This is a genomic window from Streptomyces virginiae (assembly GCF_041432505.1).
Taxonomy (GTDB): Bacteria; Actinomycetota; Actinomycetes; order Streptomycetales; family Streptomycetaceae; genus Streptomyces; species Streptomyces virginiae_A.
On the sequence record NZ_CP107871.1, the window covers coordinates 5311478 to 5326402 of the forward strand.

Consider the following 14925-nt stretch of genomic DNA (forward strand, 5'->3'; position numbering starts at 1 on the left):
GACCCCGCTCTACTCTGTCGGCAGTACGCGATGCCCCAGGGGGAACAGCAGACATGGACAGCAGCAGCACCAATCAGCGCCGCATGCGCTCCGGAGCCGTCGCCCTCGGAGGTATGGGCCTGCTCGCCGCCACGCTCGTGGCCTGCGGCAGCAGCGACGAACCGGACAAGCGCTGCGCCTCCCGCTCCACGTTGCAGCACCTGAACAACAAGGAGTGCAAGAGCGGCGGCACCGGCTCGTACTACTACGGCGGCTACGTGGCCGCCGGCAAGGTCTCCGGCGGCAGCTTCGACAAGTCCGCCGTCACCCGCGGCGGCATCGGCGGCCACTCCAGCTCCGGCTCCAGCGGCGGCTGACCGCCACCATGCAGCGGCACACCATCGAGCCCCGTCCCGACTGGCAGAAGACCGTCGAGGAGCAGGGGGTGATCTATCCCCTCACCCGCTACCCCGACGACTCCCTGCGCCCCTACTGGGACGAGAGCGCGTACTACTCCTTCTCGCTCCCCGAGGTCGAGGCCCTGGAGAACGTCGTCGAGGAGCTGCACGCCATGTGCCTGGCCGCGGCCGCGCACATCGTCGAGCACGACCGCTTCGCCGACCTCGGCATCACCGACCCGAAGCTCGCCGCGCTGATCGCCGAGTCCTGGCGGCGGCGCGCCGAACAGCCCTCCCTCTACGGTCGGTTCGACCTGCGCTACGACGGCAGCGGCAGCCCGGCCAAGATGCTGGAGTACAACGCCGACACGCCCACCTCCCTCGTGGAGGCGGCCAGTCCGCAGTGGTTCTGGATGGAGGAACGCTTCCCCGGCGCCGACCAGTGGAACTCCCTCCACGAGCGCCTCGTCGACGCCTGGCGGCGCCAGGCCGAGCTGCTCCCGCCCGGCCCGCTGCACTTCGCGCACTCCGAGACCGACGAGCTCGGCGAGGACCTGATGACGGTCGCCTACCTCCAGGAGACCGCCGAGCAGGCCGGCCTGGACACCCAGGCGCTCTCCGTCGAGCAGATCGGCTGGGACAGCCTGTCCGGCCGGTTCGTGGACGAGAAGCTCCGCTTCATCCGCTCCTGCTTCAAGCTCTACCCGTGGGAGTGGCTTGCCACGGACGAGTTCGGCCCGCAGGTCCTCGGCACCTACGACCACGGCGGCGGCTCCGGTTCCACCTGCTGGATCGAGCCGCTGTGGAAGATGCTGCTGTCCAACAAGGCGCTGCTGGCGATCCTGTGGGAGCTCTTCCCGGAGCACCCCAACCTGCTGCCCGCCTACCTCGACGGCCCGCGCGAGCTCGCCGAACCCGGGTCCACCGGCTACGTGGCCAAGCCCCTCCTCGGCCGGGAGGGCGCGGGGGTCACCCTGCACGAGGTGGGCGAGGGCGCGGAGCCGTTCGTACCGGAGGAGGGGGAGCGGTACTGCTTCCAGGGCCTGGCCCCGCTGCCCGACTTCGACGGCAACCGGGTGGTGCTCGGCGCGTGGGTCGTCGAGGACGAGGCGGCGGGGCTCGGCATCCGGGAATCGGCGGGGCCGGTCACGGACGAGTACGCCCGCTTCCTGCCCCACGTCATCCTCTGACCGGGACGGACGGGACTACGCGCCGAGCACCGACCGGAGCTGGGCGAGGCCCCAGTCCAGGTCCTCCTTGCTGATCACCAGCGGCGGGGCGATCCGGATCGTGGACCCGTGGGTGTCCTTCACCAGCACCCCGAGCTCCATCAGCTTCTCGGAGATCTCCCGGCCGGTGCCCCGCGAGGGGTCGATGTCGACGCCCGCCCACAGCCCGCGGCCGCGTACGGCGGTCACCGCGCCGCCCCCGACCAGCAGGTTCAGCTCCCGGTGCAGGTGCTCGCCCAGCTCGGTGGCACGGCCCTGGAACTCGCCGGTCCGCAGCATCGCGATCACCTCCAGGGCGACCGCGCACGCGAGCGGGTTCCCGCCGAAGGTGGACCCGTGCTCCCCGGGCCGGAACACCCCGAGCACGTCCCGGTCGGCGACGACGGCGGAGACCGGCACCACGCCGCCGCCGAGCGCCTTGCCGAGGATGTAGACGTCCGGGACGACGCCCTCGTGCTCGCACGCGAAGGTCCGGCCGGTGCGCCCCAGCCCCGACTGGATCTCGTCGGCCATGAAGAGCACGTTCCGCTCGCGGGTCAGCTCCCGTACGCCGCTCAGGTACCCGGCGGGCGGCACCAGCACCCCCGCCTCGCCCTGGATCGGCTCCAGCAGCACGGCCACGGTGTTCTCGGTGACGGCGTGGGCCAGCGCGGTGAGGTCCCCGTACGGGACGATCTCGAAGCCCGGTGTGTACGGGCCGAAGTGGTCACGGGCCTCGTGGTCCGTGGAGAAGGAGACGATGGTCGTGGTCCGCCCGTGGAAGTTGTCCGCGGCGACCACGATCTTGGCGTGCCCGTCCGGGACGCCCTTGACCTCGTAGCCCCACTTGCGGGCGGTCTTCACCGCCGTCTCCACGGCCTCCGCCCCCGTGTTCATGGGGAGCACCATCTCCTTGCCGCACAGTGCGGCCAGCTCGGTACAGAAGTCGGCGAAGCGGTCGTGGTGGAAGGCGCGCGAGGTGAGCGTGACCCGTTCCAGCTGGGCGCGGGCGGCGTCGATCAGACGGCGGTTGCCGTGCCCGAAGTTGAGGGCCGAGTACCCGGCGAGCATGTCGAGGTATCTGCGACCCTCGACGTCGGTCATCCAGGCGCCTTCGGCGGACGCGACGACCAGGGGCAGCGGATGGTAGTTGTGCGCACTGTGGGCGTCCGCGGCGCGGATGGCATCAGCAGTTGTCGACACGGGGTCTCCGATCGTCCGTCCGGCGCGGTGAGCGCCGGTGCAGCGGTGACGAGGGTGGCGTCACCTTCTTATCGTCGCTCGTATCCCGGACGCAGAAACCTCTCTCCCGGCGCGCCCGCTAAGGTGTCCGGTACGCACGGCGACTGGCGTACGGGGAACCAACTCCGGGGGAGTCGTGCGCGCTCGACCGCATACAGGGCCGCTCGCCTGGGCCTCGCGGGGTACCGATCACATCGACCCCGGAGGAGCCCGCCATGTCCGCGAGCCGCCATCCCGCCCTTCTCTCCACCGACCCCGAGCTGGCGTCCTTCGTCGCGGCGGAGGAAGTGCTGCAGGCGCAGACCCTGCGTCTGATCCCCAGTGAGAACTACGTGTCCGCGGCCGTCCTCGAAGCCTCCGGCACCGTGCTGCAGAACAAGTACAGCGAGGGCTACCCCGGCCGCCGCTACTACGAGGGCCAGCAGAACATCGACCGCGTCGAGGCGCTGGCGATCGAGCGGGCCAAGGGCCTGTTCGGGGTGGACCACGCCAACGTGCAGCCGTACTCCGGTTCGCCCGCCAACCTCGCCGTGTACCTGGCCTTCGCGAAGCCGGGCGACACCGTGATGGGCATGGCCCTGCCGATGGGCGGGCACCTCACCCACGGCTGGGGCGTCTCGGCGACCGGTTCCTGGTTCCGGGGCGTGCAGTACGGCGTCCGGGCCGACACCGGGCTCATCGACTACGACGCCGTGCGTGACCTCGCCCTCGCCGAGCGGCCCAAGGTGATCTTCTGCGGCGGTACCGCCCTGCCGCGGACCATCGACTTCGCCGCCTTCGCGGAGATCGCGCGGGAGGCCGGCTCGATCCTGGTCGCCGACGTGGCCCACATCGCGGGCCTGATCGCGGGCGGCGCGCACCCGTCCCCGGTGGACCACGTCGACGTCGTCTCCACCACGACGCACAAGACCCTGCGCGGTCCGCGGGGCGCGATGCTGATGTGCCGCGAGGAGCACGCGAAGGCCATCGACAAGGCGGTCTTCCCGGGCCTGCAGGGCGGCCCGCACAACCAGACGACGGCCGGTATCGCGGTGGCGCTGCACGAGGCGGCCCAGCCGTCCTTCACGGCGTACGCGCACCAGGTCGTCGCCAATGCCAAGGCGCTGGCGGCGGCGTTGCTGCAGAACGGCTTCGACCTGGTCTCGGGCGGTACGGACAACCACCTGATCCTGATCGACCTGACCGGCAAGGACGTGCCGGGCAAGATCGCGGCGAAGGCGCTGGACCGGGCGGGCATCGTCGTGAACTACAACACGGTGCCGTTCGACCCGCGCAAGCCGTTCGATCCCTCGGGGGTGCGGATCGGTACGCCGTCGCTGACGTCGCGGGGGCTGTCCACCGAGCACATGCCGCTGGTCGCCGACTGGATCGCCCGGTCCGTGGACGCCGCCGCGAAGGGGGACGAGCAGGCCCTCGCCGCGATCCGCGCGGAGGTCACGGACCTGATGGCCGCCTTCCCGGCCCCGGGGCTCCCGCTGTCCTGACCTGCGGCACCGCTGCCGGGGCTCCGCCCCGGACCCCGCGCCTCGAACTCCCCCAGCCACCGCTGGGAGGTACCCCCTGGCGGGGCCGGCTTTCCGGCCCCGCCGGCGTTCGCGGGACCCGGGGCGGAAAGCGGTCGCTCGGTCGGGGTCGGATCCGGCCGCACCGCTACCGCCCGGTACCCCGGCGGCGTAGGGACGGGGTCGCCGCGACCCGGAACGATCCGGCCGGATGCGGGCCCGAGCCCGCCCCCGCACCTGAGAGAATGAAGCCATGGCTTCTGATCGTCCTCGCGCGCTCTCCGGCATCCAGCCCACCTCCGGCTCGTTCCACCTCGGGAACTACCTCGGAGCCATCCGCCAGTACGTCGCCCTGCAGGAGACGCACGACGCCTTCTACATGGTGGTCGACCTGCACGCGATCACCATGCCGCAGGACCCGAAGGACCTGCGCGCGAACACCCGGCTCTCCGCGGCGCAGCTGCTGGCCGCCGGGCTGGACCCCGAGCGCTGCACCCTCTTCGTCCAGAGCCACGTGCCCGAGCACGCGCAGCTCGGCTGGGTCATGAACTGCATCACCGGCTTCGGCGAGGCCAGCCGGATGACCCAGTTCAAGGACAAGTCCGCCAAGGGCGGTGTCAACAGCGCCAGCGTCGGCCTCTTCACGTACCCGATCCTGCAGGTCGCCGACATCCTGCTGTACCAGGCGAACGCCGTCCCGGTCGGCGAGGACCAGCGCCAGCACATCGAGCTGACCCGCGACCTGGCGGAGCGCTTCAACCAGCGCTACGGCCCCACCTTCACCCTCCCCGCCGCGCACATCGTCAAGGAGGTCGCGAAGATCTACGACCTCCAGGACCCGGCGATCAAGATGTCGAAGTCCGCCTCGTCCCCCAAGGGCCTGATCAACCTCCTCGACGAGCCCAAGGTCACCGAGAAGAAGATCAAGAGTGCGGTCACCGACACCGAGGCCGAGATCCGCTTCGACTCCGAGAAGAAGCCCGGCGTCAGCAACCTGCTCACGATCTACTCCACCCTCTCGGGCGAGACGATCTCCGAGCTGGAGGCCAGGTACGAGGGCAAGGGCTACGGCGCGCTGAAGACCGACCTGGCCGGCGTGATGGTCGATTTCGTCACACCGTTCAAGAAGCGGACCCAGGAATACCTGGACGACCCGGAGACGCTGGACTCGATCCTGGCCAAGGGCGCGGAGAAGGCCCGCGCCGTCGCCGCCGAGACGCTCGCGCAGGCCTACGACCGTCTGGGTCTGCTGCCCGCCAAGCACTGACGAACGCAACTACGGACAGAGAGCCCTGGCACGAACGGGGGTGCTGCCGCCACACTGGGGCGGCAGCAGTCCACAGCGACAAGCGGAGGAGAGATACGTGGGGACCGTAACGCTCGGCGTTTCGATCGCGGTCCCGGAGCCGTACGGCAGCAAGCTCCAGGAGCTGCGCGCGGGCTTCGGGGACGCCGCCGCGCACGGCATCCCCACGCATGTCACCCTCGTCCCGCCCACCGAGGTGGAGGCGGACCGGCTCCCCGCGATCAGGGCCCACCTGGTCGAGGTCGCCGCCGCCTCCCGAGCCTTCCGGATGCGGCTGGCCGGCACGGGAACCTTCCGACCCCTCTCGCCGGTCGTCTTCGTCAAGATCGCCGAAGGGGCCTCGGCCTGCACCCGCCTCCAGAGCGAGGTCCGCGACCCCCAGGGGCCGCTCGACCGCGAGCTGGCCTTCCCGTACCACCCGCACGTCACGGTCGCCCACGGGATCTCCGAGGAGGCGATGGACCTGGCGTTCACGACCCTCGCCGACTACGCCGCCGAGTGGGTGTGCTCGGGCTTCGCCCTCTACGAGCAGGGCTCGGACGGGGTCTGGCGCAAGCTGCGCGAGTACCCGTTCGGGAGCGGACCGAACGGCGTCCCGGCGCAGGCGGGCTCACCCGCCGACCACGCCGCCGGAACGGCCGGCGGCGCCGGGGCGACCGTACCGCCGTCCTGACGGAGCGGGCGCGGGGCCAGGGGCCGCAAGGTCAGGGGGAGCCGGGCGATGCGCCGGGCACGGAATCTCAGCCTTCGCAGGACCAGAGTGTGGAACGGGCGACCCGTAGGGCGCGTTTCGGGAAAAGTCACAATCGACGACCGTAGCCGCCGGAACCGACAATCCCGGCTATTTCCGTCGGCTGAATTACGGTGACCCCATGGACTGGCTGACGAAACTCCCGGTGATCGGGCCGCTCGCGTCCCGTCTGATGCGGACGCACGCGTGGCATTCGTACGAACGCCTCGACCGCGTCCATTGGACCCGCCTCGCCGCCGCCATCACCTTCATCAGCTTCCTCGCCCTCTTCCCGCTGATCACCGTGGCCGCCGCTGTCGGCGCGGCGCTGCTCAGCCCGGAACAGCTGGACCGGCTGGAGAAGAACCTCTCCGAACAGGTCCCGGGCATCTCGGACCAGCTCAACATCGAGGGGCTCGTCGACAACGCCGGCACGGTCGGTCTCGTCGCGGGCGCCCTGCTGCTGGTGACCGGTGTCAGCTGGGTCGGCTCCATGCGGGACTGCCTGCGGGCGGTCTGGGAGAAGGACGACGAGGACGACGGGAACCCGTTCGCCCGCAAGGGCAAGGACGCGCTCGTCCTCCTCGGCCTCGGCGGTGTGGTCCTGGCCTCGGCGGCCGCCTCCATCCTCGGATCCAGCGCGGTCGGGAAGACCGCCGAATGGCTGGACATCCCCCGCGAGGGCGCGGGCGGGGCGCTGCTGCGCTCCCTCGCCTTCCTCGTCGGCGTCGTGGCCGCCTTCCTGCTGCTGCTCTACGTCCTGACCCTGCTCCCGGGCGTCGATCCGCCGCGCGGCCGGCTGATCCAGGCGGCCTTGATCGGCGCGGCCGGCTTCGAACTGCTGAAGCTGCTGCTCAGCGGCTACATGCGGGAGGTCGCGGCGAAGAGCATGTACGGGGCCTTCGGCGTGCCGATCGCCCTGCTGCTGTGGATCAACTTCACGGCGAAGCTGCTGCTGTTCGTCTCCTCCTGGACGGCCACCCGCGACGGCGCTGACGGCGACGGCACGGACGGCGAAGGCAGGGACGGCGACGGCGCGGACGGCGCGGGCGGCGACGGCGCGGAAGACCCTCCCCCGGGGCCTCCGGCCGCCGCGCGCCCGGCCTGAACGCACCGGTGGCGCATCGGTGTGGGGCCCGATGCACCACCGGAGGACCGCCGGCGTGACGCTCTACCAGGTGCCGTTGCCGCAGCCGTACACCCACCGGTGCGAGGCGGCGTTGTCGTGGACCGCCCTCCCCTGACCGCTCGCGTCCCCGTTGCGGGTCCAATTGAAGGTGTTCGCGTTGTTGCGCAGGTTCCATTCGGTGCCGTAGCCGATGCAGGCGTAGGCGCCGGTGTTGTTCTCGTTGTAGTAGATGTTGACGTGGTCGCGGCCGCCGGCGCTGCCGCTGTTGCGCACCCAGTCGACCTTGTTCTTGACCTGGTACGGCCAGTCGTTGGAGTTGCCGGCGTTCTGGTAGAGGTAGTTGTAATCGTCCGAGTAGGCACAGAAGTTCGTGTAGCCGCAGCCACCGTCGGCCTGCGCCGCGGTCGGAACGGCCACCACCGCCGTGCCGGCGATCGCGAGCCCCGCGAGGAGCGTCCTGAGCTTGTTCATGTGGGGTCCCTCCCAATGAGTGCCGTGCATGGTTCACCGCCGGTCGGCGGTACGCGATGTCAGCTCCCGGCGTGCCGGGCGACCACATCGCGAGCTGTGGGCAGGGCCGCCACCTGCATCCGCCGCATGGCGTCGAAGGCGGCCCCGTGTTCGGCGCGGATCTTGTCCGAATGGCGCCGGTGCAGGTCCTGTGCGATGTCGGCGAGACCGGTCGAGCGGGCGCACTCGGCCTGGGCGGTGGCCATCGGCACGTCCTCGGCCTCGGCGGCCGGGCCCTGGCGTGCCAGTTGTCCGTCGCGCTGCCGGACCGGGTGTTCGGCCGGGAAGCCGCGCCGGCCCACGCATGCGCTCCAGCCGGCCAGCGCCGTCCGGAACGCGGGGTCCTGGCCGACCCGGCCGGTACGCACCGCGCCGAGCTGCTTCACGGTCTCGCTCGCGCCGAACCACAGGCGTACGTCGCCGTAGAGCTGCCGCCAGGACGCGGTGATGCAGCCCTGGTCGCTGTGGCTCAGCGTGCCGCCCCCCGGGTTCTCGACGGCCAGCCCCTTCGCGTCGGGCCCCATGAGCGCCACCCCCAGAGCCTCCAGCCGCTCCGGGGAGAGCCCGCTCTGGTACCGGGCGCGCGGGCCCGCCGCGGCCTCCTCGTCCAGCTGTTGCTCGATCCGGCGGCCGAAGCCATGGCCGCGGGCCCAGTCCACGTCGTCGACGCCGTACGGGAAGTCCCGGAGGTCCGGGTGCGGCACGCGCGGGACCGGCCAGTACGAGAACCCCTGCGCCCGCATGCAGTCCTGGACGAGCAGTTCCCCCGCGGTGTGGAGCAGGTCCAGCTCGGCGGTCTCCAGGGCGCGCGCCGGGGCCGGCCGGCCGGCGCCGTCCGCCGGGAGCGCGGTCCAGGCCGCCACGGCGAGCAGCGCGCCACAGGCCACCGTGACGGCGGCCGACCATCTCCTGCGCATGGCAGGACCCCCTTCCCGCCGGCCTCATGCCGACGGGAGTGAGCAAACCCTGCCGAAGTCCTCTGGTGAACCTGTGAGTTGATAGGTGGTGCCGGTCCCGGAACCGGGCTAGGCCGGGCCGGGTCCGGTTCCGGCAGGGCTCAGATCAGCTCTTCGCCCCGGCCGCGGCGGCCGCGGGGCCAGCGGCGGTTGATCACGAAGGCGCCGCCCGCCAGTACGGCCAGCGCACCGCCCGCGACACCCAGCGCGGTGCCGGCACCGCCGCCCGCGTCCTTGCCGGCCGCCGACGGGTCGTTCTCGTGCGACTGGGCGGGGGAGCCGTGCGAGGAGGTGTCCGCGCTCTTCGGCGGCACCAGCTCGCCCACCGGCTTGACCTTGCCCGCCGCCGCGAAGCCCCAGTCGAAGAGCGCGGCGGTCTCCTGGTAGACCGAGTTCGCGCCGCCCGCTCCCGGGTTCATGACCGTGACCAGCAGCTTCCGGTCGCCCTGCTGCGCGGCCCCGGTGAAGGTCGAGCCCGCCATGGTGGTGTTGCCGTTCTTCACCCCGGCGATGCCCTTGTAGGGGGTGATGCCGCCGGCGCCCGTCATCAGCCGGTTGGTGTTCTGGATCTCGAAGTGGTCCCGCGGCTTCCCGGGCTCCTGGAGCCCGGGGAACTTCGCGCTCACCGTGCCGCAGTACTCCCTGAAGTCCTGCTTCTGCAGTCCGGAGCGGGCCACGAGCGTCAGGTCGTACGCGCTCGACACCTGCTCGGGGGCGTCGTACCCGTCGGGGGACACCACGTGGGTGTCCAGGGCCTGCAGCTCCTCGGCGTGGGCCTGCATGTCCTTGACGGTCTTCTCGACGCCGCCGTTCATGGCCGAAAGTACATGCACGGCGTCGTTCCCCGACCGCAGGAACACCCCGAGCCACAGGTCGTGGACGGAGTACTCGTGGTCCTCCTTGACCCCGACCAGGCTGCTGCCCGGGCCCACGCCCTCCATGTCCTTGTCGGTGACCTTGTGGACCTGGTCCTTGGGCAGGGTCGGCAGCACCGTGTCCGCGAAGAGCATCTTCATGGTCGAGGCCGGGGGCAGCCGCCAGTGCGCGTTGTGCGCGGCCAGCACCTCGCCGGACTCCGCGTCCGCCACGATCCAGGACCGCCCGGTGAGGTTCGCCGGCAGCGCGGGAGCGCCCGGCAGCAGGTTCACCTGGGTCCCCGGTTGGCCGAGCAGCGATCCGCCGACCGTGGACATCGAGACGGGTGGGGCGGGGGCCGGAGCCTTGTCCGGTTGGCCCTTCGCGTCGGCCGGCGGGGTCGGCGCGGCGTGCGCGGGGGCCACCAACATCGTGGGGACCAGCAACGCGGCGGAAAGGACCGTCAGCGCGGTCGTCTTGGCAGACACGCAGGTGAAAGTACATCCCGATGAGCTGGAGGACGCTGCGGACCGGCCAATTCGAGGCAACCACCCCCGGGACAGCCCACCCCGGCGCGTCCGTCCTGGGGACGAATCGGATACTGAAGGCATGAGACTCAGCCGTACCGCCTCCTGGTTCCTGCTCGCCTTCGGGGTGTGGAGCTGGTTCATCTGGGTGTCTTTCGTCCGGAACCTGTGGAAGAACGGCAGTGGCCTGGCCTTCGATGCGGCGGGCGACCCCACTTCCTACTTCTGGGTGCACCTGACGCTCGCGGTGACCTCCTTCCTTCTGGGGACGGCGGTCGGTGTGCTCGGGTTGCGCAGCGTCCTCGCCCTGCGGCGTGAATCACGTACGGACCGGGCCGACGGGGCAGCCCGGGTGGACGGGGCGGACGGGGCCGACCGCGCGGGCCGTGCCGACCGTGCGGGCCGTCCGGATTCGGACACCTCGGCATGACGATCCTGATCTTCGTCCTCGTCGCACTGGCGGTCTGCGCCCTGCTGGTCCTGGTCCACCGCTGGCTCTGGATCCGCCTCGTCCGCGACACCACCACCCCCGGCGGCCGGACCCGGCGCATCGGCACGGCCTTGGCCATCGTCCCGCCCCTCCTCTCCGTGGCCGCGCTCACCACGGGCCGCGCGGGCGCCCCCTTCTGGCTCCAGCAGACGGTGGCCTGGCCCGGGTACCTCTGGCTCGCGGTACTCCTGTACCTGACCCTGACGATGCTGGTCGCGGAGCCGATCCGCGCGCTGTCACTGCGCCGTCTGGCCCACCGTGACGCCACCGGACCGGCGGCCGAGCGGCCCGAGCCCGTGGAGGTGCCCGCCGCGGCGGCGCCCGCGACCGCCCCGGCCGCCCCGGTCGCCACCGAGCGCCCCGCCGTGGCCGACGGGCTGAGCCGGCGCCGGTTCGTCGCCCGTACGGTCGGCGGGGCGGCCGCCGCCGTGGCCCTCGGCACCGTCGGGGCCGGGACCTACGGGGTCCTGCGCGGGCCCAGCGTGAAGCGGGTGCAGGTCCCCCTCGCCAAACTGCCGCGTGCGGCGCACGGTTTCCGGATCGCCGTCGTCAGCGACGTCCACCTCGGCCCGGTGCTCGGCCGCGCCCACACGCAGCGCATCGTCGACACGGTCAACCGCACCCAGCCCGACCTCATCGCCATCGTCGGCGACCTCGTCGACGGCAGCGTCCCCGACCTCGGGCACGCGGCGGAGCCGCTGCGCCTGCTCCACGCCCGCCACGGCTCGTTCTTCGTCACCGGGAACCACGAGTACTTCTCCGGCGCCCAGCAGTGGATCGACCATGTCCGCGAGCTGGGGCTGAACCCGCTGGAGAACGCCCGCAAGGAGCTGCCCCACTTCGACCTCGCCGGGGTCAACGACATCCAGGGCGAGCGGGAGGGCAAGGGCCCCGACTTCGGCGCGGCCCTCGGCGACCGGGACCGGACGAGGGCCGCCGTGCTCCTCGCGCACCAGCCCGTCGTCATCCACGACGCCGTCCGTCACGGCGTCGACCTCCAGCTCTCCGGCCACACCCACGGCGGCCAGCTCTGGCCCGGCAACTACCTCGCGGAGCTCGCCAACCCCACCGTCGCCGGTCTGGAGCGCTACGGCGACACCCAGCTCTACGTGTCCCGCGGGGCCGGAGCCTGGGGGCCGCCGGTTCGAGTGGGGGCGCCGTCCGACATCACCGTCGTCGAACTCGCCTCATTTCAGGCCTGATCCGCCCCAAACCTCGTCAGGGCCTTCGTCAACTCGCCTTCCGGTGGCTGATATTCCGTGATGGGATGACCGTTAATCGGACAGCGCGTCGCTGTCATCGGGTCATGGGGTGGGGTTCAGGGGATGCGGTCTGTCCGCTCGAAGGTGATCGCGGCCGGGCTGGTCCTCGGCGTGGTCGGTGTGGGTGCCTGGCAGTTGCTGCCCGAGGACGGCGGCGGGCGCGGTGCCGTCCGGGTCGGGACGAGTGACGTGGTCTCCTCCCTCGACCCCGCCGGGGCGTACGACGCCGGTTCCTGGGCCCTGTTCAGCAACATCTACCAGTCGCTGCTGACCATCAAGCCCGGTTCGGACGCCCCCGTGCCGGACGCCGCCGCCTCCTGCGGTTTCGTGGGCCAGAAGCTCACCGTCTACCGGTGCGAGCTGCGCCCCGACGTGAAGTTCACGGGCGGCCGCGCCATCACCGCCGAGGACGTCAAGTACTCCTTCGACCGCATCAAGGCGATCAACTCCGACCAGGGTCCGGCTCCCCTCTTCAACACCCTGGAGTCGGTCGAGGCCGAGGGGCGCACGGTCACCTTCACCCTCTCCGCCGGTGACGCCACCTTCCCCTTCAAGATCGCGACGGGCGCCGCCGCGATCGTCGACAAGGACAAGTACCCGGCGAAGTCCCTGCGCGAGGACGGCAAGGTCGACGGCTCCGGGCCGTACGCGCTGGGCGAGTACAAGGCCGGTACGAGCGCCGAGCTCAAGCCCAACAGCTCGTACAAGGGCCAGGGCAAGGCCGCCCACACGCCCGTCACCGTCAAGTACTTCAAGGACTCCGGGCAGCTCGACCAGGCCTGGAAGGCCCACCAGATCGACGTCGCCCACCGGGACATGCCGCCCACCGTGCTGGCCGGCCTCAACCCGGGCCTGAAGGACACCCGCTACCAGGCCTCCGGCGGCAGCGAGACCCGCTCCATCGTCTTCAACGTCCGCCCCGGCTCCACCGCGGCCCCGCTCGCCGTCCGCCAGGCCGTCGCCGCCGTGCTCGACCGTTCCAAGGTGGCCGTGGAGGTCCACAAGGGGACCGTCACCCCGCTGTACTCCCTGGTCCCGGCGGGCATCGCCGGCCACAGCACGCCGTTCTTCGACGCCTACCCGGCGCCGAACGTGGCCACCGCCAAGAAGCTCTTCAAGGACGCCGGGATCGCCTCGGCCGTCCACCTCAACCTCGGCGTGAACGTCCGCGGCGCGAACATGCCCGAGGCCGAGGAGCTCAAGAAGCAGCTGGAGGCCACCGGCCTCTTCCAGGTGACGATCAAGCCGGTCGAGCAGTGGAGCGACTTCCAGAAGGGGTACGCGGCGGGAGAGTTCGACGCCTACACCATCGGCTGGATCGCGGACTTCCCGGACGCGGACAACTTCCTCGCCCCGCTCGTCGGCGCCGACTCGTCCATGAACAACGGCTTCTCCGACAAGCACGTGGACGAGCTGATCACCCGCACCCAGTCCCACTCGGAGCGGAGCGAGGCCGCCGCCGAGTTCCGCGACCTCCAGAAGCTGGTCGCCCAGCAGGCCCCGATGGTGCCGATCTGGCAGAAGAAGGACTACGTGATGTCCCGCGAGGACGTCACCGGAGCCCAGTACCTGTCCGACGGCACCGGCGTCTGGCGGCTGTGGGAACTCGACTGGCTGTAGCCGGCGCGCCCCCGACGGCTACTTGCGGTGCGTCTTCGGTTCCTCGTCCGGGTACGGGTCCGAGGCCCTGCGCCGGGCCCCCGTCGTGGCCGTCTGGGCCATGCCCGGCAGGAAGTCCGCGAACAGCTCGTGCACTTCCCGCACCAGCGGCCGCAGCACCCGGAACCGGGCCAGGACGATGCCCCGCGTCGTCAGCTGCGCGCCGCGCTCGGCGAGCCGCCGCGTCTTGTCGCTGTTCGGGGAGCGGTCGAAGACCCAGTACAGGACCAGGCCCATCTGCGCGAGCCACATCAGCTCCGGCAGTACGTCGGCCAGCTCGGCCGGCACCTTCGTCTTCGCGCCCGCCAGCACCTCGCGGTGGAGGTCGATCGCAGCCTTGCGCGCCGTTTCCGATTCCGGCGAGAACGGGCTGAGCGGACTCTCCGGGTCAGCGGCGTTCTTGAAGAACTGCGAGGCGAACTCGTGGTACGGCGCGGCGATGTCGAGCCAGGCCGTCAACACGCCCGCGTACCGCTTCTGCAGGTCGGTCTCGTTGTCCAGGATGGGCCGGACCGCCGCCTGGTGGGCGGCGCCGATCCGGTCGTAGAACCCCTGGACCAGGTGTTCCTTCGACTCGAAGTAGTAGTAGGCGTTGCCGACCGAGACGCCGGCCTCCTTCGCGATACCCCGCATCGTCGTCTTGTCGAAGCCGCGCTCCTGGAAGAGGCGGAGCGCGGTTTCGAGGATGAGCGTGCGGGTCTGCTCGCTCTTGGGAGCCTTCTGATCAGTCACGGTGTATGAGCCTATCGGGGGACGGCGCATTGGTCGTCACAGGCCGGTCCCTCGGCGCCCTCGGGGTGACCCTCGGTACGTACGGCCTGCCGCCAGGCGGAGGCCGTGTGCATGGCCGCCCGGGCGAAGGGCCGGCCGGCCGGGGTGGCCAGCCAGTTCGCCTTCGGCCGGTGCTCGGCCAGCGCCCACAGGCACACGATGAAGGCGTCGGTCCCGGTCCACACCTGCCCCGAGTCCCCGATGACGGTGATCTCCCGGAGCGTGGAGGGGTGGTCGAGCCGGGGGTACCGCCGGTGCGCCTCCCAGGATCCGGCGGGCACCAGCGAGAGCGGGACCAGCCACCGCTGCGCGAGCAGCCAGTGCCGGATGTGTACGCAGAGCGGGCAGCCGGCGTCGTAGAGGACGGTCAGGCGCCGGACGGCGGCGGTGGCGGTCGGCAC

15 protein-coding genes and 1 riboswitch are annotated in these 14925 nt (G+C 71.3%); of the genes, 9 read left to right on the forward strand and 6 right to left on the reverse strand.

All coding sequences use genetic code 11. From position 1 onward, the window contains the following. The first annotated feature begins 53 nt into the window (after positions 1 to 53). Together OG624_RS24850 and OG624_RS24855 are read left to right on the forward strand one after the other, a co-directional pair. Positions 54 to 356, forward strand: coding sequence for a hypothetical protein (locus OG624_RS24850; protein WP_030712669.1), 303 nt, complete (start codon positions 54 to 56; stop codon positions 354 to 356). Positions 357 to 364: 8 nt separating this feature from the next. Next, complete coding sequence (locus OG624_RS24855; protein WP_033219541.1) at positions 365 to 1567, forward strand: glutathionylspermidine synthase family protein; 1203 nt, start codon at positions 365 to 367, stop codon at positions 1565 to 1567. Between the two features lie 15 nt (positions 1568 to 1582). Here the strand turns inward: OG624_RS24855 and rocD are convergent, their stop codons facing one another. Beyond that, positions 1583 to 2788, reverse strand: coding sequence for an ornithine--oxo-acid transaminase (gene rocD / locus OG624_RS24860; RefSeq protein WP_030712657.1), 1206 nt, complete (start codon positions 2786 to 2788; stop codon positions 1583 to 1585). Positions 2789 to 2917: 129 nt separating this feature from the next. Beyond that, positions 2918 to 3008: riboswitch (ZMP/ZTP riboswitch) on the forward strand. 34 nt (positions 3009 to 3042) lie between these two features. Here rocD and glyA point away from each other — a divergent pair. From glyA to OG624_RS24880, 4 genes are all read left to right on the forward strand, one after another. Next, positions 3043 to 4311: a serine hydroxymethyltransferase gene (gene glyA / locus OG624_RS24865; RefSeq protein ID WP_033219543.1), complete on the forward strand. Its 1269-nt coding sequence runs from the start codon at positions 3043 to 3045 to the stop codon at positions 4309 to 4311. Between the two features lie 271 nt (positions 4312 to 4582). Beyond that, positions 4583 to 5596 carry a tryptophan--tRNA ligase gene (trpS, locus tag OG624_RS24870; RefSeq protein ID WP_033219545.1) on the forward strand — a complete coding sequence of 338 codons (1014 nt, stop codon included), beginning with the start codon at positions 4583 to 4585 and terminating at the stop codon, positions 5594 to 5596. 97 nt (positions 5597 to 5693) lie between these two features. Further along, positions 5694 to 6308 carry a 2'-5' RNA ligase family protein gene (locus OG624_RS24875; RefSeq protein ID WP_033219547.1) on the forward strand — a complete coding sequence of 205 codons (615 nt, stop codon included), beginning with the start codon at positions 5694 to 5696 and terminating at the stop codon, positions 6306 to 6308. A 199-nt stretch (positions 6309 to 6507) separates the two neighbouring features. Then, a complete protein-coding gene (locus OG624_RS24880) occupies positions 6508 to 7473 on the forward strand; it encodes a YihY/virulence factor BrkB family protein (RefSeq protein WP_033219549.1) in 966 nt (321 codons plus the stop codon). A 63-nt stretch (positions 7474 to 7536) separates the two neighbouring features. Here the strand turns inward: OG624_RS24880 and OG624_RS24885 are convergent, their stop codons facing one another. From OG624_RS24885 to OG624_RS24895, 3 genes are all read right to left on the reverse strand, one after another. Further along, positions 7537 to 7965, reverse strand: a complete 429-nt coding sequence (locus tag OG624_RS24885; RefSeq protein ID WP_033219551.1) for a hypothetical protein — start codon at positions 7963 to 7965, stop codon at positions 7537 to 7539. Positions 7966 to 8024: 59 nt separating this feature from the next. Beyond that, positions 8025 to 8921, reverse strand: coding sequence for a hypothetical protein (locus OG624_RS24890; RefSeq protein WP_371588321.1), 897 nt, complete (start codon positions 8919 to 8921; stop codon positions 8025 to 8027). A 140-nt stretch (positions 8922 to 9061) separates the two neighbouring features. Next, positions 9062 to 10303 carry a D-alanyl-D-alanine carboxypeptidase family protein gene (locus OG624_RS24895; protein ID WP_033219555.1) on the reverse strand — a complete coding sequence of 414 codons (1242 nt, stop codon included), beginning with the start codon at positions 10301 to 10303 and terminating at the stop codon, positions 9062 to 9064. 121 nt (positions 10304 to 10424) lie between these two features. Between OG624_RS24895 and OG624_RS24900 the strand changes: the two genes are divergently transcribed. From OG624_RS24900 to OG624_RS24910, 3 genes are all read left to right on the forward strand, one after another. Then, the gene (locus OG624_RS24900) at positions 10425 to 10772 is read left to right on the forward strand and encodes an SCO4848 family membrane protein (protein ID WP_244290763.1); all 348 of its coding nucleotides are present in this window, start codon (positions 10425 to 10427) and stop codon (positions 10770 to 10772) included. Continuing rightward, positions 10769 to 12034: a metallophosphoesterase gene (locus OG624_RS24905; protein WP_371639854.1), complete on the forward strand. Its 1266-nt coding sequence runs from the start codon at positions 10769 to 10771 to the stop codon at positions 12032 to 12034. The genes OG624_RS24900 and OG624_RS24905 overlap by 4 nt, the downstream gene beginning before the upstream one ends. A 123-nt stretch (positions 12035 to 12157) precedes the next feature. After that, complete coding sequence (locus OG624_RS24910; protein ID WP_033219559.1) at positions 12158 to 13714, forward strand: ABC transporter substrate-binding protein; 1557 nt, start codon at positions 12158 to 12160, stop codon at positions 13712 to 13714. 18 nt (positions 13715 to 13732) lie between these two features. Here the strand turns inward: OG624_RS24910 and OG624_RS24915 are convergent, their stop codons facing one another. Then, entirely contained in the window at positions 13733 to 14515 is a 783-nt protein-coding gene (locus OG624_RS24915; RefSeq protein WP_051763176.1) for a TetR/AcrR family transcriptional regulator, read from the reverse strand. After that, complete coding sequence (locus OG624_RS24920) at positions 14497 to 14925, reverse strand: thiol-disulfide oxidoreductase DCC family protein (protein ID WP_033219563.1); 429 nt, start codon at positions 14923 to 14925, stop codon at positions 14497 to 14499. Before OG624_RS24920 ends, OG624_RS24915 begins: the two co-directional genes overlap by 19 nt.